The 23714-nt window shown below is 38.8% G+C and carries 25 protein-coding genes, 2 pseudogenes and 1 riboswitch; of the genes and pseudogenes, 5 read left to right on the top strand and 22 right to left on the bottom strand.

Features of this window, described 5'->3' with window-relative positions:
- Positions 1 to 5: 5 nt before the first annotated feature.
- The 6 genes from spoIIIAA to AC0C45_RS02235 form a co-directional block, all read right to left on the bottom strand.
- Positions 6 to 953: a stage III sporulation protein AA gene (spoIIIAA, locus tag AC0C45_RS02260; protein WP_034648949.1), complete on the bottom strand. Its 948-nt coding sequence runs from the start codon at positions 951 to 953 to the stop codon at positions 6 to 8.
- A gap of 65 nt (positions 954 to 1018) precedes the next feature.
- Positions 1019 to 1300: a YqhV family protein gene (locus tag AC0C45_RS02255; RefSeq protein WP_013059154.1), complete on the bottom strand. Its 282-nt coding sequence runs from the start codon at positions 1298 to 1300 to the stop codon at positions 1019 to 1021.
- A gap of 138 nt (positions 1301 to 1438) precedes the next feature.
- On the bottom strand, positions 1439 to 1996 hold the full coding sequence (efp, locus tag AC0C45_RS02250) for an elongation factor P (RefSeq protein WP_013059155.1): 558 nt from the start codon (positions 1994 to 1996) through the stop codon (positions 1439 to 1441).
- 19 nt (positions 1997 to 2015) lie between these two features.
- The gene (locus AC0C45_RS02245; RefSeq protein ID WP_047932624.1) at positions 2016 to 3074 is read right to left on the bottom strand and encodes a M24 family metallopeptidase; all 1059 of its coding nucleotides are present in this window, start codon (positions 3072 to 3074) and stop codon (positions 2016 to 2018) included.
- Between the two features lies 1 nt (position 3075).
- Positions 3076 to 3513, bottom strand: coding sequence for a type II 3-dehydroquinate dehydratase (aroQ, locus tag AC0C45_RS02240; protein ID WP_013059157.1), 438 nt, complete (start codon positions 3511 to 3513; stop codon positions 3076 to 3078).
- A 121-nt stretch (positions 3514 to 3634) separates the two neighbouring features.
- The gene (locus AC0C45_RS02235; protein ID WP_016765547.1) at positions 3635 to 4171 is read right to left on the bottom strand and encodes a YqhR family membrane protein; all 537 of its coding nucleotides are present in this window, start codon (positions 4169 to 4171) and stop codon (positions 3635 to 3637) included.
- Positions 4172 to 4484: 313 nt separating this feature from the next.
- Between AC0C45_RS02235 and AC0C45_RS02230 the strand changes: the two genes are divergently transcribed.
- The gene (locus AC0C45_RS02230) at positions 4485 to 5441 is read left to right on the top strand and encodes a DUF1385 domain-containing protein (protein ID WP_034648944.1); all 957 of its coding nucleotides are present in this window, start codon (positions 4485 to 4487) and stop codon (positions 5439 to 5441) included.
- A gap of 48 nt (positions 5442 to 5489) precedes the next feature.
- Positions 5490 to 5888 carry an SA1362 family protein gene (locus AC0C45_RS02225; RefSeq protein WP_013059160.1) on the top strand — a complete coding sequence of 133 codons (399 nt, stop codon included), beginning with the start codon at positions 5490 to 5492 and terminating at the stop codon, positions 5886 to 5888.
- Between the two features lie 30 nt (positions 5889 to 5918).
- Here AC0C45_RS02225 and AC0C45_RS02220 read toward each other — a convergent pair whose 3' ends face one another.
- The 5 genes and pseudogenes from AC0C45_RS02220 to AC0C45_RS02200 all read right to left on the bottom strand — a co-directional run bounded on the left by AC0C45_RS02220 (position 5919) and on the right by AC0C45_RS02200 (position 11704).
- On the bottom strand, positions 5919 to 6800 hold the full coding sequence (locus tag AC0C45_RS02220) for a patatin-like phospholipase family protein (RefSeq protein ID WP_016765549.1): 882 nt from the start codon (positions 6798 to 6800) through the stop codon (positions 5919 to 5921).
- Positions 6801 to 6902: 102 nt separating this feature from the next.
- On the bottom strand, positions 6903 to 7334 hold the full coding sequence (gene mntR, locus AC0C45_RS02215) for a transcriptional regulator MntR (RefSeq protein ID WP_034648943.1): 432 nt from the start codon (positions 7332 to 7334) through the stop codon (positions 6903 to 6905).
- A 284-nt stretch (positions 7335 to 7618) separates the two neighbouring features.
- Positions 7619 to 9397: pseudogene (locus AC0C45_RS02210) on the bottom strand (vitamin B12-dependent ribonucleotide reductase); the annotation flags it as partial.
- 372 nt (positions 9398 to 9769) lie between these two features.
- Positions 9770 to 10558, bottom strand: a pseudogene (locus tag AC0C45_RS02205) (ribonucleotide reductase N-terminal alpha domain-containing protein); the annotation flags it as partial.
- 312 nt (positions 10559 to 10870) lie between these two features.
- Positions 10871 to 11704, bottom strand: a complete 834-nt coding sequence (locus AC0C45_RS02200) for a lipoate--protein ligase family protein (protein ID WP_013085005.1) — start codon at positions 11702 to 11704, stop codon at positions 10871 to 10873.
- A 230-nt stretch (positions 11705 to 11934) separates the two neighbouring features.
- Here AC0C45_RS02200 and AC0C45_RS02195 point away from each other — a divergent pair, with 230 nt between their 5' ends.
- Positions 11935 to 12318 carry a rhodanese-like domain-containing protein gene (locus AC0C45_RS02195; protein WP_013085006.1) on the top strand — a complete coding sequence of 128 codons (384 nt, stop codon included), beginning with the start codon at positions 11935 to 11937 and terminating at the stop codon, positions 12316 to 12318.
- Positions 12319 to 12362: 44 nt separating this feature from the next.
- Here the strand turns inward: AC0C45_RS02195 and gcvPB are convergent, their stop codons facing one another.
- From gcvPB to gcvT, 3 genes are read right to left on the bottom strand one after another with little or no spacing between them, the layout of a single operon-like run.
- The gene (gcvPB, locus tag AC0C45_RS02190; protein WP_257061270.1) at positions 12363 to 13841 is read right to left on the bottom strand and encodes an aminomethyl-transferring glycine dehydrogenase subunit GcvPB; all 1479 of its coding nucleotides are present in this window, start codon (positions 13839 to 13841) and stop codon (positions 12363 to 12365) included.
- Positions 13834 to 15180 (bottom strand): aminomethyl-transferring glycine dehydrogenase subunit GcvPA, encoded by a 1347-nt coding sequence (gene gcvPA / locus AC0C45_RS02185; protein WP_047932626.1) that lies wholly within the window; start codon positions 15178 to 15180, stop codon positions 13834 to 13836. Before gcvPA ends, gcvPB begins: the two co-directional genes overlap by 8 nt.
- Positions 15181 to 15200: 20 nt before the next feature.
- A complete protein-coding gene (gcvT, locus tag AC0C45_RS02180; protein ID WP_013085009.1) occupies positions 15201 to 16301 on the bottom strand; it encodes a glycine cleavage system aminomethyltransferase GcvT in 1101 nt (366 codons plus the stop codon).
- 212 nt (positions 16302 to 16513) lie between these two features.
- A riboswitch (glycine riboswitch) is annotated at positions 16514 to 16606 on the bottom strand.
- Positions 16607 to 16786: 180 nt separating this feature from the next.
- Here gcvT and AC0C45_RS02175 point away from each other — a divergent pair.
- Together AC0C45_RS02175 and AC0C45_RS02170 are read left to right on the top strand one after the other, a co-directional pair.
- A complete protein-coding gene (locus AC0C45_RS02175) occupies positions 16787 to 18460 on the top strand; it encodes a DEAD/DEAH box helicase (RefSeq protein WP_013085010.1) in 1674 nt (557 codons plus the stop codon).
- Positions 18447 to 19271, top strand: coding sequence for a YqhG family protein (locus AC0C45_RS02170; RefSeq protein ID WP_016765555.1), 825 nt, complete (start codon positions 18447 to 18449; stop codon positions 19269 to 19271). Before AC0C45_RS02175 ends, AC0C45_RS02170 begins: the two co-directional genes overlap by 14 nt.
- A gap of 23 nt (positions 19272 to 19294) precedes the next feature.
- On the opposite strand, the gene AC0C45_RS02165 is transcribed toward AC0C45_RS02170, so the two are convergent.
- From AC0C45_RS02165 to comGA, 8 genes are read right to left on the bottom strand one after another with little or no spacing between them, the layout of a single operon-like run.
- The gene (locus AC0C45_RS02165; protein ID WP_013059170.1) at positions 19295 to 19480 is read right to left on the bottom strand and encodes a YqzE family protein; all 186 of its coding nucleotides are present in this window, start codon (positions 19478 to 19480) and stop codon (positions 19295 to 19297) included.
- A gap of 43 nt (positions 19481 to 19523) precedes the next feature.
- Entirely contained in the window at positions 19524 to 19898 is a 375-nt protein-coding gene (gene comGG / locus AC0C45_RS02160; protein ID WP_016765556.1) for a competence type IV pilus minor pilin ComGG, read from the bottom strand.
- Positions 19888 to 20325: a competence type IV pilus minor pilin ComGF gene (gene comGF / locus AC0C45_RS02155; protein ID WP_016765557.1), complete on the bottom strand. Its 438-nt coding sequence runs from the start codon at positions 20323 to 20325 to the stop codon at positions 19888 to 19890. The genes comGG and comGF overlap by 11 nt, the downstream gene beginning before the upstream one ends.
- Entirely contained in the window at positions 20322 to 20660 is a 339-nt protein-coding gene (locus tag AC0C45_RS02150; RefSeq protein WP_016765558.1) for a type II secretion system protein, read from the bottom strand. Before AC0C45_RS02150 ends, comGF begins: the two co-directional genes overlap by 4 nt.
- Entirely contained in the window at positions 20644 to 21081 is a 438-nt protein-coding gene (gene comGD, locus AC0C45_RS02145; RefSeq protein ID WP_016765559.1) for a competence type IV pilus minor pilin ComGD, read from the bottom strand. Before comGD ends, AC0C45_RS02150 begins: the two co-directional genes overlap by 17 nt.
- On the bottom strand, positions 21068 to 21379 hold the full coding sequence (gene comGC / locus AC0C45_RS02140; RefSeq protein WP_016765560.1) for a competence type IV pilus major pilin ComGC: 312 nt from the start codon (positions 21377 to 21379) through the stop codon (positions 21068 to 21070). The genes comGD and comGC overlap by 14 nt, the downstream gene beginning before the upstream one ends.
- A gap of 14 nt (positions 21380 to 21393) precedes the next feature.
- Entirely contained in the window at positions 21394 to 22440 is a 1047-nt protein-coding gene (comGB, locus tag AC0C45_RS02135) for a competence type IV pilus assembly protein ComGB (protein WP_016765561.1), read from the bottom strand.
- Positions 22431 to 23483 carry a competence type IV pilus ATPase ComGA gene (gene comGA / locus AC0C45_RS02130; RefSeq protein WP_472927892.1) on the bottom strand — a complete coding sequence of 351 codons (1053 nt, stop codon included), beginning with the start codon at positions 23481 to 23483 and terminating at the stop codon, positions 22431 to 22433. The genes comGB and comGA overlap by 10 nt, the downstream gene beginning before the upstream one ends.
- Between the last annotated feature and the right edge of the window lie 231 nt (positions 23484 to 23714).

Below are 23714 nucleotides of genomic sequence, written 5' to 3'. Positions count from 1 at the left end.
CACCATCACCCTTTACTATTTTCAATAAGCGACTTTTCAGCGGACGTTTTCATGGAATTATAGTGCTCATCGTAGATAGCCTCAAGTGTTCCAGGACCTCGGCTGTTCGATAGCACAACATACCTTTTGAATACGTGAAGTTTCATTAAAGCTTGCAAAGTGGGACGCTTCATTAAATCGTCAATGTCATAGCCATGAACAGTCATAATGACACGAACGCCAGCATTAACCGCTTCAAGTACGGCCTTACAATCTTCTTCACTTCCCACTTCATCCACGATCAGCACATCGGGGCTCATGGAGCGAATCATCATCATCATGCCTTCAGCTTTCGGACAGCTGTCTAATAAATCCATTCTAGATCCGAATGTATGCTGAGGAACCCCTTTAACAGCCCCAGCAATTTCTGATCGTTCATCTACAATTCCGACTTTAAACGGAGGAATTTTAGAGCGCTCTATGCCAGTACTTATTACTCTGGCTAAATCGCGAATCATGGTTGTTTTTCCTGTTTGAGGAGGTCCTATAATGACCGTACTTTGCCAATAGCGATTGTATAAAAAAGGAATAAGCTGATTCGAAATACCAATCTTTTGTTTAGCAATCCGGATATTAAAGGATGATACATCTCGAATCACACGAACCTGTCCATTTTCCGTTACAACTTTTCCCGCTAGCCCAACCCGGTGCCCGCCTTCAATGGTGACATATCCTTTTTTCAATTCTTCTTCAATCATATAAATCGAAAACTGGCTTAATTTATTTAAGATAAATAAAGCATCTTCTGCACTTGGAAGATACGATTCGAAATATGGCTGATTGTTGATTGTAAATTCGACAGGTCTTCCTATGCGCACTCGAATTTCTTCTAGTAGATGAGAATGGTTTGTGACATAAAATTCAACAGTCTTTTTTAAATTAGGCGGAAAGATTGCAAGTATTTCGTTTAACATATTCATCCCCTCATATTTGAACTCACTTCAATGTATTATAAGCTTGACCATTTTATGCCTACCTTTTATTTAAAAACACCGATTAAAATGAAGAGCACTCCTACTACAATCATGATTAATTTCCCAAAAGATAATTGATCGGCTACGGACACTAAACCTATGGTAAAAGAACTCACCATTACAATCGGACCAACAAGCGCTAACATTCCATTAATCATTAACGCTTTTTTCACATCATTGTTTGTGACAATTAAAATAGCGGCAATAAACTCAATAAATGAAGAAATAAATCGAAGGCACGCCATCGTTAATACCGTACCGTTTAAATGATCCAACCACTGCTTCATAAGCTCCTCCTATACCTCTGCTTTGTTTAGTACAACCTATGCAAAATAAGGAAGAGTTAGCACAAAAAAACATACAAAAAAGGCAGAGAATGATTCTCTGCCTTTTTTGTATGTTTGCAGCTTGCTTACACGATCCAATTACGCGCGTGATACGTAGCTGCTGTCTGTTGTGTTGATAATTAATACGTCGCCTTCGTTTACGAAGAACGGAACGTTTACTGTTAAGCCAGTTTCCACAGTTGCCGGTTTTGTACCGCCAGAAGCTGTGTCACCTTTAATACCAGGTTCAGTTTCTGTTACTTTAAGCTCAACTGTGTTTGGAAGTTCAACACCTAATGTCTCACCTTGGTACATCATAATTGCTACTTCCATATTTTCTTTTAAGAATTTTAGCTCATATTCAATTGCACTTGCCGGAAGCTCTAATTGCTCATAAGACTGGTTGTCCATGAATACGTGCTGATCGCCGCTTGCATATAGATATTGCATTTTACGGTTATCAATTTGGGCTTTCCCTACTTTTTCACCTGCACGGAACGTTTTTTCTTGCACAGCTCCTGTACGAAGGTTACGTAGTTTTGAGCGAACGAATGCAGCGCCTTTACCAGGCTTTACGTGTTGGAAATCCATTACACGCCAAATACCTCCGTCTACTTCTACTGTCAAACCTGTACGAAAATCATTTACTGAAATCATGAAGAAATCCTCCTACATTTTATAAAATAATGAACTCTTTTGATGAGTGCGATAATGCCTCATTACCTTCTGCTGTGACGATCGTATCATCTTCAATACGCACGCCCCCTAAGTCTGGTATGTAAATACCTGGTTCAACGGTTACAATCATACCTGGCTGCAGTACATCTGTAGATTTCACAGAAAGTGATGGGCCTTCATGTACTTCTAACCCTACGCCGTGACCGGTCGAATGTCCAAAATACTGGCCGTATCCGTGTTCTGTAATATAATCACGTGTTAGCGCATCTGCTTCTTTACCCGTCATACCTGCTTTGATGCCGCTCATTCCGTTAAGCTGCGCTTGCAGTACGACATTATAAATTTCTTTTAGCTTATCACTTACTTCACCGACGGCAAATGTTCGTGTGATATCTGAACAGTAACCATTATAGTATGCGCCAAAATCAAGCGTTACAAGTTCGCCTTTTTCAATGACTTTGTCAGAAGCAACACCATGGGGTAAAGCCCCGCGATGCCCTGAAGCAACAATTGTATCAAAAGATGAAGATGTTGCGCCTTGTTTTCTCATAAAGAACTCCAGTTCATTAGATACTTGAAGCTCTGTTAAACCAGGACGAACAAAGGTTAAAATATGTTCATATGCTGCATCTGCTATTTTTGCAGCTTCCTTTAATATCTTAATCTCTGAGTCACTCTTTATCAAGCGTAAGTTTTCGATTGCGTGCGAGATTGGAACAAGTTCCGCGCCGATATGCTTATCAAATAATTGATGCTGTCCATATGTAACATAATTCTGTTCAAAACCAAGCTTTTTAATTCCAAATTGTTTCACTACATTCGCTACTTCTTCTACAATAGGACCCTTGTGTTGAACGATATCAAAACCTTCTGTTTGACTAGTTGCTTGGTCAACATAACGAAAATCTGTTACAAATGCCGCTTTGTCTTCAGAAATAATAACGACACCAGCAGATCCTGTGAAATTGGTCATATAGCGCCTGTTATATTCACTTGTAATTACAACACCGTCCACATTCAACTTTGAAAACTGTTCGCGTAGTTTTTCGATTTTCATTTTATTTCCCCCTTAATTGTAAAAGTGCCTGCAGGGCAAGCTCATATCCATATAAACCTAACCCGACAATTTGACCATGTGTAACAGGTGCCGTCACCGAATGGTGGCGAAACTCTTCACGCTTATGTACGTTCGAAATATGCACTTCAATAACAGGAACAGATATACTAGCAATCGCATCTCGAATGGCATAACTGTAGTGAGTAAAAGCACCAGGATTGATCATAATCCCATCAAATTTCTCATCCGCTTCATGAATCCAGTCGATAATTACACCTTCGTGATTAGACTGTACGCACTCAACTTCTACCCCATGGTCTCTGCCTGCTCGCTGAAGTTTCTCTTCAAGATTTTGAAGATTATCTGTCCCATATACCGCTGGTTCGCGTACGCCTAAACGATTTAAATTAGGACCGTTTATTACTAAAATCTTATTCATCTTAATTCAACACTCTCCCCTACTACGAACCCTTTATGCAGCTCACTCATGTGAATTTGCACTTTATTTTTCTTTTTAAATCATTATATAGAATATATTAGCATACGTTGGAACATTCACACTACTTATTCGCCGTTTGAAAATCTGTAGATTCATCTTTTGTTTGAAGCTCTGCAGCTTCAAAAGAAATGGAATATCCGATGAATACACCATATAAAATATAAATACAGAGGGATGAAATAATCGTGTTAGCTGGAAGCTCTCCAATTGTTTTTAAGTTAGGAAAGAGCGGATTCAAAACAACGAATACAATTGCCCACCATAATAAGCCGTAAGCAAAACCTATCCAAATTGTTTTAAACTTCTTTAATAGGACGTAGTATAACAACCCGACAACAATAGATAATACCCCTATAAGAAAAATACTGACGATAACACCTATTCCTTTGTCCTTCCAATCACCTAATGCCCAAGGATCTAAAAGCATATTTGGATTGATAACACTAAAGCTGAACAGATAATTTAAATAGCCAATAAAGCTCCAGAAAATCCCTCCAAAAAAGGAAATAAAGATGGCTTTAAATAAAAAAGACATTTCCTGTTTATGCGTAGGGTGGTTATCCTGTTTTTTTTCATGCTGTTCTTTAGGTTCTGACATATTAATCACCTCTTGATGTAGTATGAACTTTTTTCTCATTTCCTACTGACTCATTTCTAAGTTTTTACGTTTATTACTCTTCCTATACGCAAGAAGAGAGCCTGATATCAAAGAGACATTTTAAAACTACTTCGCACAGAGTTTCATAAACAAATTTTATAAGTGAAAGGAAAAAAATTCATAACAAGGGTGTGGAGATGAAAAATATTGGCTAAACTAGATAACATGCATCCGCCTAGAGGTTTATTTGATTTTGCTGTAGAATATAAAATACTAAGAAGTCTAGTCTAGTTAAGTTAGGTTGGTGCCTGAAATGTCTAAATTACAAAAACCTGCGTATGGTGGTCAAGCCGTTATAGAAGGCGTCATGTTCGGCGGCAAACGTATGATGGTGACGGCTATTCGCCGCAAAGATCAATCTATTGATTATTTTCATTCAAAAAGAAAATCAAATTCCGTACTCACTGCTTTTAAAAAAATTCCTTTTTTACGAGGAATTGCTGCTATTGTTGAAGCCAGTGCAAACGGTACGCAGCACTTGAACTTTTCCTCTGAACGCTATGACGTGAATCCAGAAGATGATGCTCAAGTAGCAGAAGAACAACAAAAAGAGAAAAAAGAATCAAAACTATCTTTAATATTTGGCGTTGCAACTATTGGTGTAATATCCTTTCTTTTCGGGAAAGTACTATTTACATTGATTCCTGTGTTTTTAGCACAATTGACACGTCCTGTTTTCACTTCAAGTGTAGCTCAGGTTTTTATTGAAGGAGTATTTAAACTATTATTGCTCCTTGGCTATATTTATGTGATTTCACAAACGCCACTTATTAAACGGGTGTTTCAATATCATGGAGCAGAACACAAGGTCATTAATGCATATGAAAACAATGCTGAACTTACGGTAGAAGCCGTGCAAGCACAATCTCGACTTCATTATCGCTGCGGAAGTAGCTTTATCCTCTTTACCGTAGTTGTAGGAATGTTTGTCTACCTACTCGTTCCAACGGATCCTCTTTGGTTACGAATTGTGGATCGCCTTGCATTAATCCCAGTTGTCCTTGGTTTATCATTTGAAGTGTTACAGTTAACCAATAAAGTTCGTCATGTCCCTCTTCTTCGCTTTTTAGGTTATCCCGGTTTATGGCTTCAGCTTTTAACAACCAAAGAACCAAAAGATGATCAAGTTGAAGTTGCGATTGCTTCATTTAAAGAACTTTTACGCGTTGAAAATGAACGTTCTTCTACCACTGACGAACAAGTTGTCTAATCCACACCGTTTTGCTTTCTTTTTTTACTATTTTAGGAGGTGAACAAAATGAGACGTCCATTCGTGAAACCACTTGTATATGGTCTAATCGGGTTAGGAGTCATTGGCTTTGCATTTACGTTGATTACAGATCCAGCTGTTTTATTACGTCAAGCAGGTTATATTTTTCTGTTTATCATTTTGTTTTACTTAGTTTATCGGTTTATTCTCCGCCCTTCTCAGACAAAAGGTCAAGATAGAGGCTATGTGCGCGCAGTAAAACAATCAAAACTGCGTCAAAAAGAAAAAGAGCGAGGAAGCAACAAAGTTGATATGCATACGTACCGAAGCTCAAACAAGCGCCCGGTATCCAAATCAACGAAACCGCTAAAGAAAAAGAAAAACAACTCACACTTGACCGTCATCGAAGGTAAAAAAGGAAAAAAGAAAAATAGAGCATTCTTTTAAAAAAACAAGGAGAAAAGCCTCCTTGTTTTTTTAATAGCACCATTTTTTCAAAAATGCCCTTGTACGCTTTTTTCCAAACGCAATCAGCTCTTCCTTCCGTTCTTCTGTGAGGGTAAATTCTGTCGCAAAAACTTGATTAACAGGTAAAAAGATAATATTTTTTTCGTGACGTTTTGAAATATGTCTTGCATCGTGCGCATCTTTCATCGTCTCAAAAAGCGCGCTGAATAAACCAACGGCATTTTTAATTTTATTCCGTTCCCTTTCTTCGTCCTTCGGGCTCAGCTTCACACCAATTACCGGTCGCTTCTTAAGACTTTTATCATCATCAAACAGAAAAATTGGAAAGTTGCTTAACACGCCCCCGTCGACTATTAAACTGCTTGGGGTAGATTTTAATTTAACCGGCTCAAAAAAATATGGAATGCTGCAGCTCATTCGAACGGCTCTTGCTACAGAAAAGCGATTCGGGTCGATTTGATATTTAGGCAAATCATCCGGAAGAACAAGCATCGTACTGTTGGTCAAATCTGACGCAATAATACGTAGCGACTGATCAGGCAAATCAGCAAATGTACGAATTCCTCTGCTCCGCAATTTCTCAGCAATCCACTTTTCAAGCCTTTCTCCTTTATACAATCCCATTTTCCAATATAAAAACAACCACTTTGTCAAGCTTGATGGTAAAAAAGACATTCTTTGATCTAAAAAAGACGATAACTCAATTTCATTCATCATTTCAACAATTTCTTCACTTGTATAACCGGCTGCTACAAATGCACAAATAATGGAACCCGCACTCGTTCCGGCTAACCGCCGAAAGATCAAGCCTTTTTCTTCTAGAGCTTGTAACGCGCCAATCAGTGCAAGCCCTTTAATACCGCCACCTGAAAACACTCCGTCGACGTACACAGCCTCTCCTCCAAACTACCCACTCTACATTTGTAGTCGACTCAGCAATAAGTTATGATAAAAAGAAAAAAAGCAGTGACGCTATTGGCCGCTGCTTTTTTCTTATAATTTCTGCTCTTCTTCATTTTGTTTTTGTACATTGCGAAGATCTTGAATACGGTTATGATTTTCTTCAAAGTATTGAACCAAATCTCCAATTCGATCAATGGAATTCCAGCTTAAATGATGTTCAATTCCTTCTACGTCATCATAAATATTTTTCTCATCTACGCCAATGATGCGCAGCAGCTGCTCTAAAAGCTCGTGGCGATAAACAAGACGTTTTCCAATCTTCTGCCCCTTAGCTGTTAAAACAAGGCCTCGATATTTTTCATAAATTAAGTACTCATCTTTGTCTAGCTTTTGAACCATCTTCGTTACAGATGAGGGGTGAACCGCCAATGCATCAGCAATATCAGACACTCGAGCGTATCCTTTATCTTCAATTAGCATATATATTTGTTCAATATAATCTTCCATACTCGGTGTAGGCATGAAATCTCCCCCAATTAATATTATGTATTGCTAATAATAAGTCATAAATGTCTGTTTCTTATAGTGATATCGTGTTCATGTTTGATAATCTATGTGAAAAAAACGTGTAAATAAAGCGATGTCATAAGATAAAACTGGATAAAAGACATTCAATTAAAATCATACTACAATGCTTATTCAAATACAAGAACCGTTCGATCCCGCTTCTTATTTATGCCCCATTTTTATACATAATAAAAGCTGACTCGTTTGAGTCAGCTTTTACTAGTCAATCATGTTCAAAATTAAAGGCCGCATTTCAGCTGTGCACCACAGTTTGTACATGTGTTGCATCCGCCCATTTCTTCTACCGTTCCTTGACGGCAAACCGGACACGTATTACCTACTTCAGAACCGATTGTTACATCAGTTGAACGAATTTCATTAATTGTATCAACTAACACAACGTGCGGTTTCGTTTCTTCTTTTGGCGCTTCAATTTCTTCATCAAACGTATTTTCTTCTGCTTTTAGCGTTAAGACTTGTGCATCACGGCTGCCGTCTACATACACCGTACCGCCTTTTGCTCCGCCTTTATACAGACGCTCGTACACTTTTTGAACTTGCTCTACTGTGTAACCGCGAGGAGCGTTTACTGTTTTACTAATTGAACTGTCAATCCAGCGCTGAATCACACATTGCACATCCGCGTGAGCTTGTGGGGCAAGTTCCATAGCTGAAATGAACCATTCAGGAAGGTTGTTTGGATCTGCTTCTGGATGCTGATCTAAATACTCTTGAACGATATCAGCTTTTACTTCAATAAATTTACCTAAACGGCCGCTTCGGAAGTATGAGAATGAGAAATAAGGTTCAAGACCCGTTGATACTCCAACCATTGTTCCAGTACTGCCTGTTGGCGCTACTGTTAATAAATGAGAGTTTCGGATACCGTTCTCTTTAATGTTTTCACGAATATCTTCAGGCATTTTTTTCATGAAGCCTGTATTTGTGAATGCTTCACGTAAAGAAGCCGTTTCAGCATCTGTTTCGCCCACTAAGAACGGGAAGCTTCCTTTTTCTTTTCCAAGCTCTACAGACGCGCGGTAAGCCGTCGTTGCAATTGTTTCAAACACTTTATCTACTAACTCATTGCCTTTGTCAGAGCCGTACTCTGTTTCACAATAAATAAGAAGATCGTGAAGACCCATTACACCAAGGCCAACGCGGCGTTCGCCCAGCGCTTGCTTTTGGTTTTCTTCTAAGAAATAAGGAGTTGCATCAATAACGTTATCTTGCATTCTAACGCCTGTTTCAACCGTTTGACGTAACTTTTCAAAGTTAACAGTTTTCGTTTCTTTATCTGCCATTTGCGCTAGGTTAACAGCAGCTAAGTTGCAGACAGAGAATGGTGCAAGTGGTTGTTCACCACATGGATTTGTTGCAACAACGTGCTGACCATATGCTTGAGCATTTGTCATATCATTAGCATTGTCAAAGAAGAAAATGCCTGGTTCAGCTGAGTACGTTGCACAAATATTAATTAAGTTCCATAGCTCTTTTGCACGGATAGTACGATACGTACGAACTTTATTTCCTTGTTTTGCCCATTCGCGCACATCGCCTACTTCGTGCCAGTTTTCATTGTAGTTAGCCATTTCTTCTTTTGAATAGCTTTCTACGTCTGGGAAGCGAAGTTCGTATTCTCCGTCGTTTTCAACAGCATCCATAAAATCTTTTGTTAAGCATACAGAAATGTTTGCTCCTGTTAAAAACTCTGAGTTATGAACGCTGTACGTTCCGCCTGTTTGCAGCTTTTCTTCTGCATCTTTGATGATTTTTTCACTGAACCCACCAAGACCAGGAATTTGTTTATAGTTAATGATTCCTTGGTACATCGCTTCTTCAGACTCTGTTAGCGGCGTGAACTTCAATTTATCTTGCGCATGTTTTTTAATCATTTCGTCATTTGTGTTTTCAATTAAGAAACGTAAAATGCGAGGGTTTTGCATTTTAGAAATAATAAATTCTACAATGTCAGGATGCCAGTCGGCAAGCATGATCATTTGGGCCCCCAATTTGTTACTCTTCGTTAAGAAGGGTACGGTCATTTCTGCCGTACTCTTACACTTTCATGTAAGATCAGACTATATCATCAAAGAAGAAAATTCCTTTGTCTCGTGCCCCATAGCGACGTTGCCGTTTGCTATGGTTTACTCCTTCCTTTGCTTCCATCATAACATCTACTTTATTCACTAAAGTTTTATTACATTAGAACTTTTAGGAAGTTTCAATAGTCGTTGAACCTTTATCTTCGTTTCCAAAGACACTTGGCTGCTGATTGCCCAATCTTTCCTCTTTTCTAACCATCACGCTCATCGTTGCCGATCACGTTGTGGTGAAGAAAGCTCTAAGGGTGTTCCAGCAATTCACGAGATTACGTCGCCGGTTTGTTAACGACGTGACCCACCTTGCTCAACAAGATGCGTCAGTTTAGCAATATCATCTAACCATGAAACCGAACCAGATGATTTGCCGTTTACACCGCGAGCCAGCGTGTTGCGGGGGCGAAGAGTTGAACCATTCGTTCCAACACCGCCTCCACGGCTCATGATTTCCATTACTTGTTTGCGGTGTTCTGAAATACCTTCACGTGAATCTTTTACATAAGGCATTACATAACAGTTGAAGTACGTTACGTCCGTATCAGCACCTGCACCGTAAAGAACGCGGCCAGCTGGTACAAAGTTTAGCTGAACAAGCTCTTGATAGAACTTTTCAAACCACTCTTTGCGCTTTTCTTCTGTTTTTTCCACAGAAGCTAAACCTGTTGCATTACGTTTTGCAATTTGCTCGTAGAAGACTTCTAGAGGTTTTTCAATGACATCTAAAGAACGAGTGATTAATCCGTTTTCTGCTTCTTCAGGCGATAAAGCTCCTCTAAACTCATCTTCTACCTTGACAACAGCGTTTTTTTGCTCAAAATTAATGCTTTCCACATAGCCAAGTCCTCGTGCTGGAAATTTTGGATCTTCCTTTACAGTTAGAACAACAAAATCTCCTTCTGATAACGTTAATTTTTCCGTATCTTTAAACGCATAGCGGTCTAACATTACCAATCTTGAAACACCTTTATGAGTCAACTTCATATCCGGTGTAATCGGATGTACTTGCGGAAAGCGTTCAATATCTGAATTGAGCTTTTCAACATTCATATTCACTTTTTGATTTAACAAAACAGTCATTCTCACAACTCCTTACCTATCGAACATCTATAAATTTATTAACTCTATTTCCTTTTAAAGGAAATAGAGTTTTTCAATCAACTATCAATAACTTACCACACGGCTTGGACGAATTCAATATATAGTATTTGGCACTTCTCCAAACATCTACATATAGAAGGGTGTCAAGTGAAATATTTTTTTTTTCGTAAAAAAAGTGTTTGACTTTTCTTCCCTATGTATTCTATTAGCCAAGCATTGTTTCTAAAAATTCCAATAAAAAGTGCAACTTATAAGAAGTTGCACTTTTATCTATTTCCCATGGGCATCCGTTTAGCGCTTAAAGTTCCATTCATCCGATCCGTACTTTGTACGCGCTAGTTCTTCTACATATGCTTCCTCTTCTTCAGACAGTGTATACGGTTCTAAATCGATATCAAGAGCAGAAGCAAACCCTTTATAAAACGCTTCTTTTGCTTCTTCAATAGAGATTTTGCGGCCCGCAATTGCATTAATGGCTACCGCTTTAGAACGAAATGCGCGCTGCATTCTTTCTTTCACGCGATCATTTGGATAATTAAACACGCTGAATAATTTATCTTCATCAATCTCTAATAGAATAGAGCCGTGCTGTAGAATAACTCCTTTTTGTCTAGTTTGGGCACTTCCAGCAATCTTGCGGCCCTCTACAACTAGTTCATACCAAGAAGGAGCATCAAAGCACACGGACGAACGAGGGTTTTTTAAGCTATTTTTTTCTTCTTCTGAACGAGGAATAGCAAAATAAGCCTCGAGCCCTAACGAACGAAATCCTTCCAGTAAACCTTCAGAGATTACGCGATATGCTTCTGTAACTGTCTTGGGCATGTTAGGATACTCTTCAGATACAATTACGCTGTAAGTAAGCTCTTCATCGTGAAGCACGCCCCTGCCGCCCGTTGGACGTCTTACAAAGCCTAGTCCTAATTCTTTTACTTTATCAAAGTTAATTTCTTTTTCAGCTTTTTGAAAATAACCGATTGACAGCGTTGGAGGGTTCCATCCATAAAAACGAATCGTAGGTGGAATTTCTCCTTTACTATGCCATTCTAATAACGCTTCATCTAACGCCATATTGTAATAAGGCGAACGGTTGTTGGAATCAATAAATCTCCACTTTGCTTTCATCTACCTCATCCTCAGCTATATGTAATATAAAAAATAAATCCGTTTTTTAGTCTACCAAAAGATTGAGCTAAGGAAAAGCAAAGAGCAACATAAAACTGTGAATTCAAATGTGGTAGTTTTTTCATTTTCGGGAAGAAATCCGCTAGATTCAAGGCAAAATCGCTTTACTTCTAATTTCATTCACTTATATAATAAGAGTATGGATTTTGTCGAAGAAAGGAAGAATCAGCATGTCAGCAATTACAGCAGTACTCATTTTACTTGGAGTAATCATCATATACTCTGTCGTTATGTTCTTTGTCCAACGTCGCATTATGAAAACGTTAACTGAAGAAGAATTCCGCAGCGGCTACCGCAAGGCACAGCTAGTTGATATTCGTGAACCGAATGAATTCGAAAACGGACATATTTTAGGCGCACGAAATATTCCTCTTTCACAGTTCCGTATGCGCATTAAAGAATTTCGTCCAGATCAGCCTGTCTACATCTATTGTCAAAGCGGAATGCGCACAGGACGCGCAGCACAAATGCTTCGTCGCCACGGTGTTCAAGAAATCTATGATTTAAAAGGCGGCTTCAAAATGTGGAACGGTAAAGTGAAAAAGAAAAAATAATGGTATGTATATAGAAAAACCTCGCCTTTGGGCGAGGTTTTTTGTTAGACGTTTTGAACAGCCTGTTCTTTCTGATAGCGAAGAACTGGCTTTCTCGCTGCCAGCGTTTCATCAAGGCGCTTCACAACCGTTGTATGCGGAGCTTCCTGTACGACTTCAGGCGTTTCTTCTGCTTCTTTTGCAATTTGAATCATCGCATCGATAAACGCATCTAGCGTTTCTTTCGACTCCGTTTCCGTTGGTTCGATCATCATGCACTCTTCTACGATAAGCGGGAAGTAGATAGTCGGCGGATGATAGCCAAAATCAAGCAGTCGTTTCGCAATATCCAAGGTGCGCACGCCAAGCTTTTTCTGACGTTTTCCAGATAAAACAAATTCGTGCTTACAGTGACGGTCAAACGGAAGCTCATAGTGTTCTGCTAAACGACGCATCATATAGTTGGCATTTAGCACAGCGTTTTCCGTCACCGCTTTTAAGCCGTCTGGACCCATTGAACGAATATACGTATAAGCGCGAACGTTAATACCGAAGTTGCCGTAAAACGGCTTTACACGTCCAATTGACTGAGGACGGTTATAGTCAAAGTAATAGCCTTGTTCTGTTTTCACAAGCACTGGTTTAGGCAAATACGGAATTAAATCTGCTTTTACCCCTACCGGACCAGAGCCAGGACCGCCTCCTCCATGAGGGCCTGTAAACGTTTTATGAAGATTTAAATGAACAACGTCAAACCCCATATCTCCAGGACGGGCTTTACTTAATACTGCGTTTAAATTTGCACCATCATAATAAAGCTTTCCACCTGCTGCGTGAACAATTTCAGCCATTTCTAAAATATCTTCTTCAAATAATCCCAGCGTATTTGGGTTTGTTAACATTAAAGCGGCTGTATCTTCTCCTACTACGCGGCGTAAATCCTCTAAGTCCACTAAACCATGTTCGTTTGATTTTACCGTTACCGTTTCAAATCCCGCAACTGTTGCCGAAGCCGGGTTCGTTCCGTGAGCTGAGTCTGGAACAATGACTTTTGTTCGCTGCGTCTCACCATTTGCTTCATGATAGGCACGAATCATCATAAGCCCGGTCCACTCGCCGTGAGCACCTGCTGCTGGCTGAAGTGTTACTTCATCCATTCCTGTAATTTCTGTTAAATGCTCTTGTAAATCATATAAAAGTTCGAGAGCACCTTGAACCGTTTGCTCATCTTGAAGCGGATGAATATGCGCAAACCCAGCAATGCGTGCTGCTTGTTCATTCACTTTTGGATTATATTTCATCGTACATGAACCAAGCGGATAAAACCCTGAGTCTACCCCGTGATTTCGTTTTGAAAGCGCGGTGTAATGACGCATAATATCGAGTTCTGATACTTCAGGAAGCTCAGGAGCTTTGGTACGCACATACGCTTTCCCAAGCAGTTCTTCAGCATTTACTTGCGGCACATCTAACTCTGGCAATGAATAGCCGATTCGCCCTTCTTTACTGCTTTCAAAAATAAGTGATTGATTTTGATTAAGCATGAAGATCCCCCAATTCATTTACAAGTTGGTCAATTTCCTCTTTTGTACGGAGCTCTGTAAAAGCAAGCAGCATGTGATTTTCAAGCGCTTGGTTATCACGGCTAAGATCATAACCGCCAATTATTTTTGATGCTAATAAATGATTGTTTGCTTCTGTTACCGAAACCGGAAGCTTCACGACTAATTCGTTAAAAAACGGTCCTTCAAATGCTACATTTACCCCTTTTACCTTTAACGCTTCATATGCATAATGCGTTTTTGATAAGTTTTGCAGCGCCATTTCTTTTACCCCTTGCTTGCCTAAAGCTGTCATTGCAACTGATGCTGCTAAAGCATTTAACGCTTGATTTGAACAAATGTTAGACGTCGCTTTATCGCGGCGTATATGCTGTTCACGCGCTTGAAGGGTTAAAACAAACCCTCGCTTACCGTTTTCATCGACCGTTTGCCCTACTAATCGTCCTGGGATTTTTCGCATAAGCTTAGACGTAGTTGCAAAGTATCCACAGTGCGGGCCTCCAAATTGACTTGGAATACCAAATGGCTGTGCATCTCCAATGACAATATCAGCTCCGAATTCTCCAGGAGGCGTAAGTAAACCTAATGATAAAGGATTGCTTGAAACCACAAACATGCATTTTTCTTGATGGGTAATTTCTTCAATTTCTTTTAACGGCTCGATTTGTCCGTAGAAATTTGGATATTGGACAATAACAGCTGCCACGTCACTCCCCATCTCTTTTTCTAATGCAATCATATCTGTTACGCCGTCTGCTGAAGGGATTTCTACCACTTCAATGTATTGACCCTTCGCATACGTTTTTAACACATCTTTTGACTCAGGGTGAACAGCCGCAGAGACAAGTACTTTTTTCTTTTTTGTTTGACCCGCACTGAGCATAGCGGCTTCTGCTAAAGCAGTTCCTCCGTCATACATAGAAGAATTAGCCACGTCCATCCCCGTTAACTCACAAATCATTGTTTGAAATTCAAAGATGGCCTGAAGTTCTCCTTGAGAAATTTCCGGTTGATACGGAGTATAGGCCGTATAAAATTCCGAACGAGAAATAACATGATCAACAATAACCGGCATGTAATGATCGTAAACTCCTGCTCCTAAAAAAGAAGCATAGTCTTTTAAATGAGCATTTTTAGCAGCCATACTATTTAATTCTTTTAACAGCTGAGGCTCTGAAGCCGCTTTTTTTATATTGTATTCTCCTTGAAAACGAACGCGCTGCGGAATATCTGAAAATAAATCATCAACAGATGAAACACCAATTGCTGCTAACATTTGCTGCTGATCTTGTTCTGTCATTGGTAAATAGCGATGTAACATGTTAAATTCCTCCCCAAAGCTTACTTTGAACGTTTATAAAAAGGTGTTGAAACCACTTTTGCTTTTAAGCGTTTTTTCCGAACCTGCACTTCCACTTCTTGACCAAGCTCTGTATACTCTGCTGACAATAGTGCTAGACCGATGTTTTTCTTTAATGTCGGTGACTGTGTACCTGTTGTCACAAATCCAATTTGTTCTTCATCTGCAAATACTTCGTAACCGTGTCTTGGTATACCTTTATCAATCATTTCAATTCCTACCAGCTTACGAGGTGCCCCGCTTTCACGCTGTTCTTTTAACACTTCTTTTCCAATAAAGCTGTCTTTGTTCGTTTTTACTGCAAATCCAATTCGAGCTTCAATGGGCGTAATATCTTTTGAAAGCTCTTGACCATATAAAGCCAAAGTGGCTTCAAAACGAAGCGTATCGCGAGCGCCTAATCCGCAAGGCAACACACCTTCATCACTGCCAGCTTCTAAAATAGCCGTCCACAAGTGAGAGGCGTCAGCTGAAGAACAATAAATTTCAAAGCCATCTTCTCCGGTGTACCCAGTACGTGAAACGAGAGCTTTTACATTCGCTACTTCTACATCATCAGCAAATGTAAACGGCTTTAATAAAGATAAATTTTCGTTCGTTAACGTTTGTAAAACTTTTTCTGCTACAGGACCTTGTAAAGCTAGCTGCGCAGTTTCATCAGATTGATTAACGAGCGTTACATCTCCTTGTTTGTGAGATACCAGCCACTCATAGTCTTTTTGAATATTAGCAGCGTTTACGACTAGCAAATACTCTTGATCTGCTTTTTTATAAATCAGCAAATCATCTACCGTGCCTCCGTCTTCATAACACATAGCCGTATACTGCGCTTTTCCATCTACGAGGGCAGAAACGTCATTTGTCATCGTGTGCTGAAGAAAGGCTAAGCTATCAGCTCCTGTTACAAGAATTTCTCCCATATGAGAGACATCAAAAAGGCCTGCCTTTGTACGTACAGCTTCATGCTCTTCTTTAATAGAAGAAAATTGAACGGGAAGAGCCCATCCTCCAAAATCAATTGTTTTGGCACCATATTTTTGATAGGTATCATAAAGCGGCGTTCTGTGTAATTCTGTTGTCATTTTTATGTCCTCCTCTTTTTCACGTGAAACTTTTCATAACGGGGAGTTTTCAAATAGTGTGGGGATCACTATGTATCCAAACAAAAAAGGACAGAAAACCCCCTACTGTATTTAGTAGGAAGTCTCTGTCCTTTTCACCTGAAAGTTTACCTATAAACGAATAGGTTTGCCTCGTGGGTGGTCTATAAACGTATAGACACTCTCCAGAGCTGCGTCAAACAAGAGTCTTTTTGCCTGAGAGATTCACAATTTTATTGCTTGCTCCTTCGGCGCTACATTCAAGTAGTCTCTCCCCGTGTCGTCATTCGCTTCTATAAAATTGGTAAAGTTGGGCATACTACTGAAAGATGTATCTATCTTTATTCACACAATCATTTGTAAAGTGCTAATCTATTTTCTTTTTAAAATTTTCTAAATATATTTTTATCCTACCTGATTCTTATCATTTGTTCAATAAAAATTTTTTACAAAGGAGCATTTTTATCATGAAAGTGAAATTAAACATCGATGAAACATGGGAAGCAGCCTTCTCAACTAAATTGGAGCAAGACGGACCCTGGTCTGCATGGGATTTGTATAAACTTGCCTATGAAATAGAAGACCAAACGCTTATCTCAGAATTTGAAGGACTACAAAGCCCAAAACATCTAGCCGATTTAACGCCGCTTCCTCATCAGCTCGAGGTAGCCAAACAAGTAGTTGAAACAATGAATGGAAAAGCCATTTTAGCAGATGAAGTAGGACTGGGCAAAACGATTGAAGCAGGGTTAATTTTGAAGGAATATATGATTCGCGGACTTGTTAAAAAAGTTCTCATTTTAGTTCCAGCTTCGCTTGTTTCCCAGTGGGCTATGGAATTGAACCAAAAATTTTATATTCCCGCAGTCCCTCAAAGAAAATCATATGTGTGGGATCAGTGTGACATCGTTGTGTCTTCAATTGATACAGCAAAACGTTCTCCTCATCGAGAAATTGTGCTAGAACAAGACTACGACCTCATCATCATTGATGAAGCTCATAAACTTAAAAACAACAAAACAAAAAACTATGAATTTGTGCAAAGTCTAAAAAAGAAATTTTGTCTGTTGCTAACCGCAACACCGATTCAAAATCGAATTGAAGAAATTTTTAACTTAGTCTCTCTTTTAAAGCCTGGTCATCTCGGCAATAAAGACTATTTCGAAGAATTATTTTCCGCTAAAAAACGCTCTTTGCAAAACGATGAACACTTAAAAGAGCTTGTTAACAAAGTTATGATTCGAAATCGCCGCCACGATACGGGTATCGAATGGACGAAGCGAATTGTTCAAACCATTCCTGTTGAATTCTCGCCGAAAGAACGGGAGCTATACGATGCGATTACATCTTTTAAAGGAAACGGACTCCACCCTTCAAGCGCTTTTTCAATTTTAACCCTGCAGCGAGAGGCCTGCAGCAGCCGTGAAGCGGTGTATATGACATTAAAAAACATGCTGGAACGTCAGGAAGATCCAAACAGCGCATTAACGGAACATATGATTACTCCGTTAATGGAACTACTTCAGCAAGTGCCGCAAAATGCAAAAGCAGAAAAAGTTCTGGAGCTCGTTCAAAAAATTGATGACAAAGTCATTATTTTCACTGAGTACAGAGCAACTCAACTGTATTTACAGTGGTATTTAAAACAGCACGGAATTACCTCTGTACCGTTTAGAGGAGGATTTAAGCGAGGTAAAAAAGACTGGATGAAGCAGCTTTTTGAAAGCCACGCGCAAGTATTTATTGCCACTGAAGCGGGCGGAGAAGGAATCAATCTTCAGTTTTGTCATCATATTATTAACTATGATCTGCCGTGGAATCCAATGCGTCTAGAACAGCGAATTGGAAGGGTCCATCGTTTAGGTCAAAAACATGATGTTCACATTTACAATTTAGCCATTCAACATACGGTCGAAGAACATATTTTAAAATTATTATACGAAAAAATAAATCTTTTTGAACGAGTTGTTGGAGAGTTAGATGATATTTTAACAAAGCTTGATTTAAAAAATATCGAAGAGCATATTCAAGATATTTTATTTCATTCACGGAGTGAAGGAGAAATAAAAATCAAAATGGAGAACTTGACGTCTATTATTCAATACGAAGACAGCGAGGAGGATCAGCATGCAGCAAACTGATATTCATCAATTTTTAAAGCGTTACTTTCTAGCTAATAATTGTTCTATTATCACAGAAACGCCATCTTATCTAACGGTTCAATTAACGATCGAACTTGACAAAGAGTTGATGAATCGTCCATTTTATTGGCATTATGTTGAAAAGACAGGCGGAGAAGCAAATCCTGCTTCACTCACTTTCATTACAGACCCAGCGTTTGAAGATGATTCTGTTCAAGGAGAACGAATTCATTTTGGTTCACCTAGGCTGCATCAAATTTTCGCTTCTACTCAAAAGCTAGGCGGATTTATTCATCTGTATGAACAAGTTGCATCAGCACAGCCAACAAATCAGCCTTTACACCCTTGGCTTGCGTTAAATATTAAAGTCTCGTACAAATGCGATCGTAAAAAAGATGAGCTCTTGTCGCTTGGCATTAATTTAATCAATGGACAAATTATTGAATCCTTTCATGAATTAATCATTCATCAAAATTTATCATCTAAAATCTCAGACTATTGCTTTACTCTTTCACCTTTTATTAGGCCGAAAAGTGCGATTGCACGACTCACATCATACGTGACTGACTATGTTAAAGCTCAGCCGACTGAATGGGCAGAAAAAGCGCAGGAAAGATGGTATGAAGACTTAGCGCTTCTTGATCATTTTTACGAAACAGCAGAAGAGCTGCCAGAAATATATGTGACCGAAAAAACAGCGCTTCAAGAGCTGTACGAACCGACTATATTATTTAAGTTTATAAACGGTGGCTTATTTTACATATCGCCCGAAACGATGTCTCGTCAATTTAATAAAACACAAGCCGGTTAAAAAAAGATGAGCATATGCTATGCTCATCTTTCTTTTTTCTTTCGGTACCACAGCATAAACGACAGCGGAATCATTCCAAACCATCTGTTTGCAAAAGGTGCTCGCTCTTCTTTTTTTTGAATCTTTTTCGTTTTCCTCTCTTCTTTTGGCTGATCCATATATTGCACAAATTGCTGAGTCATATATTTTACATAATCATTCGTTTTCATATAATCATCTCCTCAGCACTATTATATCCGTAGAGAAAGAGACTTAATCCGTCCACTTCACAATGTGTTGATCCTTTTTTTGAATATATGCGGTTTCTGTCAATGCTCTTCCTTGCAGTGTTTGACACTTTATTTTTAGGATAATCATCTGTTCATCTTCACTTACTACTTCGTATGAAACCGTACCCGTTTCTAATATGAGGGGTGTAGATGGAGATTTACTATGTTCTTTTATTTCTTTTTTCACATGTACAACCGCGTTTTCTAAAAGATGCTGCAGACGATTTTTCTGCTCTACTTCTTGATAAAATGAACTTTTCGTCACAAAATAAGTGGTTTGCTGAGCTACTAACAGAAGAAAAAGCGCACAAAATGCCAAAACAACCGGGAGAACAAACCCTTGCTCATTATGTTTCATAAGCAAGCATCAAAAACGTCGTAATGGTTTCTTCTCTACCTTTGTTAACACCGTCTGTTAAACGAATCAACAGCCTTTCTTTTTGCTGTTCATACATAATATTCTTAATATGCTGCAGCACAACTTCATGACCGCTTTCATCCACTCGTCTTCTTATCTTGTCTTCATATCGTTCATACGTGATGACCTGATTATTTTCCATTTTTAACGTAAGAGTAGTCGCATGAATTCTCACTTCTTTTGCTTCTCGATATTCCATAGCAAGTTGATTCACAAAAATTTCCCACTCCATTTCATTCATACTAAAGTCTGGATTATATGTTTGCTTAGCTAGCGGAATAATAATGGGGAAAAATGAAACAATGAGCAAAAAAAGAGTAAAACTGACTAACATCTCTACAAGCGTAAAGCCTTTTTCACTTTTCACTTCAACATCACATCACACTTCTTTTTCATTTTATCAGCGGAATCTGTCCATTCTACACAAAGCTTTTGAGCACTTTCTCCGTTCCATTTCAAATAAAATGCAACGTTTTCCTTTACGATTTTTTCTCGCCGTTTATATCCTGTTTCATATTTATATTTCAATAGCTCTTCGTGCAAGATAGCATCGGCTTGATACGAAACATATTGCTTCTTTTCTGCTTCCTTCATCTGAACATACAAAGGAATAATTGTACCGGTTAGGAGTAAAAGCATGCTAAATGACACAAGCATTTCTAACAAGGTGTAGCCCTGCTGGCCCTTACATCTTGTCCACATAAAAACGTCCTCTACCTATTTGAAAAGTAACTTTGTATTTAAATTTTTGGCTGCTGATAAAAATGGTCTTTGCTTGAGAAATATTGCCGTTTTTGTTGTATTGTATCGTGGAATTACCGCTTCCAAACGTGATATGAATGGTGGAGTCATAGGCACGCTTATAAAGAACGGCACGAGAATCAGAAACAATATATTCTGTTCCCTTTGGTGCGAAGTTAATTTTAATTGGAGATTCGCGGTTCATGGCTGTCTGCTGCACATAAAACGTGTCACTTTGCAGCTGTCGCAAGAATAATGTGATTTTGTAATATTCCACAAGCGGCCGAATGGTTACGATAATGGAAAACATCATCACTTGCACAATAAATAAAACCATCAGCATCTCAATGAGGGTAAATCCTTTTTGCTTAAGAAGAACCACTAGCCGTAACCTTTCCGGTACCGTCAATTTGAATAGCTTGACCATTTGGACACACGGTGCCTTCTTTTAAGTAGCCTCCTGCTTCAAGCTCTTCTAGACTTGGTTTTTCGCCGTTTTCAAGTTCATATACTTGTACCTCAGCCTCTACGGTTTTGACAAGAGCTGAGCAGCCTTTGTTGTTAATAACCGTATTATGCTTTAATACATTTGGAATCATAATGAGCAAAAGCACGGTAATAACGAGCATAACAATGAGCATTTCAATAAGGGTAAATCCTTTATTACCTTTTAGAATCATATTCTTTCCCCTTTCTACAAGCTCGACATCACTTCTAACATCGGAAGCATAACGGACATATACATAAGCAGAATGACAATTCCGATGAATAAGAATGTAAGCGGCTGTACATATTTTAAAATACGAAAAATAAACTGTTCCATTCTTTCCATCATAAATAGACTGTAATCATACAGTTCTTGAGAAAGCTCACCGTTCTGCTGACCATGCACAATAACATGAGCCAAGTCTTTTTCATAATGAGATTTACCTGAAACGATATGATCTAATCGCATTCCTGAGGAAAGTTGATCTGTAAAAGCAAAAGCTTCCACTTGAAAAAACGGATGATGCTCTTGCTTTTGAAAAAGAGCAAAGCATTCATAAATAGATAAACCACCATTTAGTAAATTGCTCATATGAACAGAAAAAAAGTACGAGTTAAATAGCCGTGTGAACGTTCGGATAACGGGAACTCTCATAAAAAGCTGCATTTGAACTACTGGAGGCAATTTTTTAATGTACATCACATAAAACAAATACAGGATGATTGGCATACTGATGACTGCAGGCAACACAAAAGGAAAGAAAGACATCGCCTGCATAAATAAGAGGATAAACGAAGACTGCTTGTTTCCAAAGGATAAGTACAGAGCTTCAAACTGTGGAAGTAAAACCGTACTTAAAACAAATAAAATGGAAAGAATAAACAGCAGTAGCAATACGGGATATTGAACAAGCTTTTGAAATTTTTTACGATGCCTTACTTTTTCTTCAATCATTGAGCTACTTTCTTTTAAAGCAAATTGAAGGTTTCCATGCTGCTCCGCAAAATATAAATAGCTTAAAATATCACGGTGAAACTGAAGTTTAACAAAAGCATCGTGCAAAGATTCTCCTCGTTTTAACTGCTCAAGACATTTTTCAATATCCGTTTTTTCTTTATTAGATACTTGAAACGTCAAAAACGAAAGAGCTTGAGAAAGAGTGTAGCCTTTTTCTAAGAGCTTAGAGACCTGCTTAAGAATTTTCGCTTGTTGAGCAAGAGACCACCTTTTTTGTCTATTTGTCTTTACCCCCATCCGTCTAGCGAATGCGGATATAAATAGCCTAGCGCGATTCCTTTTAGAATAACATCTCGGAGCGTCTTATAATCATAATCCGCATTTTCTCCTTTCACTTCTCTCATTACTGCGCTAAGCTCCTTGCCATAAAGCAATTCGTATATGCTGGACTGACGATGTTTTCTCATTTTTTTACAAGCGGGGTGGCATTTTCCGGAACACAGCGGACAGCGAATTTCTACAAGGCGCTGTGCAGCTACTGCTACAAGGGTCTGTTCCATTTCTTGAAAGCTAACGCCAAATTCAAGCAGCCTGTACAAAGATCCTTTTGTATCTTTAGTATGCATCGTTGTCAAAACCAAGTGTCCGGTAAGCGCTGCTCTCACAGCAATTTGGGCAGTCTCACTGTCTCTTATTTCTCCCACCATGATAATGTCTGGGTCATGGCGCAATATAGCTTTTAAACCAGTCGTGTACGTAATCCCTGCCCGTTCATTTACCTGTACTTGAAGGACGGTTTCGCTCGGTTTTTCAATAGGATCTTCTAATGTAATAACATTTCGATTAAAAAGGTGCTTTACTTCGTGTAAAAGAGTATATAGAGTAGTGGTTTTACCTGATCCTGTAGGACCGGTAAAAATAATTAATCCATGAGAGAATTTCAAGAGAGAAATAAGCTTTTTAGTATGTTCAGGAAAAAGAGATAAATGTTTGAGAGATGTAGATTGTTGATGAGGCAAAAGCCGAATAACAAGACTTTCATCATGAGAAGTAGGAAGAGTTGATAAACGCAAATTTACTTGATAGTGATCAATGGAAGTGGTCAATGCACCATTTTGAGGTTTTCTGCGCTCGCCAATATCCATTCCCCCTAAAAATTTAAAATGCGAAATGAGCCGTTCAGACATTTCCTTTGAAATAACCCTCTTTAAAATAAGCTCTTGGTCAATTCGCAGCTGAATCACAGCATCTTTCTTTCGGGGCACAATATGCACATCAGAACTTTGGCACTCATATGCATCTCGTATAACGTAAGTAGCAAACTGTTCAATTTCGGTCAAACGATCATCACTCCTTTATTTGTAATCAAGATGATTGGTAAAACATCTAGAAACAGTAATTTCGACCTTTTTCGAGATTTTCCTCCTTCTTTTTTCATTTTTTATAATTTTTTAGTATACGCTTCTTTTCTTCGCTCAGTCCTTGTACACGATGTACAACTTCTGTACATCTCTAAACGACTACATAAAAAAAGACAACGTGATGTAAAACTCGACGCTGTCGTTTTATTC

Source organism: Priestia sp. VA7 (assembly GCF_055710015.1).
This window is presented reverse-complemented; position numbering and strand designations above follow the sequence as displayed.

Excerpts from the sequence above, each read along its gene's own strand:
- aroQ (WP_013059157.1), bottom strand. The coding sequence starts at position 3,513 with ATGAATAAGATTTTAGTAATAAACGGTCCTAATTTAAATCGTTTAGGC.
- gcvT (WP_013085009.1), bottom strand. The coding sequence starts at position 16,301 with ATGACAACAGAATTACACAGAACGCCGCTTTATGATACCTATCAAAAA.
- AC0C45_RS02245 (WP_047932624.1), bottom strand. The coding sequence starts at position 3,074 with ATGAAAATCGAAAAACTACGCGAACAGTTTTCAAAGTTGAATGTGGAC.
- AC0C45_RS02225 (WP_013059160.1), top strand. The coding sequence starts at position 5,490 with ATGAGACGTCCATTCGTGAAACCACTTGTATATGGTCTAATCGGGTTA.
- spoIIIAA (WP_034648949.1), bottom strand. The coding sequence starts at position 953 with ATGTTAAACGAAATACTTGCAATCTTTCCGCCTAATTTAAAAAAGACT.
- AC0C45_RS02255 (WP_013059154.1), bottom strand. The coding sequence starts at position 1,300 with ATGAAGCAGTGGTTGGATCATTTAAACGGTACGGTATTAACGATGGCG.
- AC0C45_RS02150 (WP_016765558.1), bottom strand. The coding sequence starts at position 20,660 with ATGTGGACAAGATGTAAGGGCCAGCAGGGCTACACCTTGTTAGAAATG.
- AC0C45_RS02230 (WP_034648944.1), top strand. The coding sequence starts at position 4,485 with ATGTCTAAATTACAAAAACCTGCGTATGGTGGTCAAGCCGTTATAGAA.
- efp (WP_013059155.1), bottom strand. The coding sequence starts at position 1,996 with ATGATTTCAGTAAATGATTTTCGTACAGGTTTGACAGTAGAAGTAGAC.
- mntR (WP_034648943.1), bottom strand. The coding sequence starts at position 7,334 with ATGCCTACACCGAGTATGGAAGATTATATTGAACAAATATATATGCTA.
- AC0C45_RS02170 (WP_016765555.1), top strand. The coding sequence starts at position 18,447 with ATGCAGCAAACTGATATTCATCAATTTTTAAAGCGTTACTTTCTAGCT.
- gcvPB (WP_257061270.1), bottom strand. The coding sequence starts at position 13,841 with ATGCTTAATCAAAATCAATCACTTATTTTTGAAAGCAGTAAAGAAGGG.
- comGC (WP_016765560.1), bottom strand. The coding sequence starts at position 21,379 with ATGATTCTAAAAGGTAATAAAGGATTTACCCTTATTGAAATGCTCATT.
- AC0C45_RS02200 (WP_013085005.1), bottom strand. The coding sequence starts at position 11,704 with ATGAAAGCAAAGTGGAGATTTATTGATTCCAACAACCGTTCGCCTTAT.
- comGG (WP_016765556.1), bottom strand. The coding sequence starts at position 19,898 with ATGAAACATAATGAGCAAGGGTTTGTTCTCCCGGTTGTTTTGGCATTT.
- comGB (WP_016765561.1), bottom strand. The coding sequence starts at position 22,440 with ATGGGGGTAAAGACAAATAGACAAAAAAGGTGGTCTCTTGCTCAACAA.
- gcvPA (WP_047932626.1), bottom strand. The coding sequence starts at position 15,180 with ATGTTACATCGCTATTTACCAATGACAGAACAAGATCAGCAGCAAATG.
- AC0C45_RS02195 (WP_013085006.1), top strand. The coding sequence starts at position 11,935 with ATGTCAGCAATTACAGCAGTACTCATTTTACTTGGAGTAATCATCATA.
- AC0C45_RS02165 (WP_013059170.1), bottom strand. The coding sequence starts at position 19,480 with ATGAAAACGAATGATTATGTAAAATATATGACTCAGCAATTTGTGCAA.
- AC0C45_RS02175 (WP_013085010.1), top strand. The coding sequence starts at position 16,787 with ATGAAAGTGAAATTAAACATCGATGAAACATGGGAAGCAGCCTTCTCA.
- AC0C45_RS02235 (WP_016765547.1), bottom strand. The coding sequence starts at position 4,171 with ATGTCAGAACCTAAAGAACAGCATGAAAAAAAACAGGATAACCACCCT.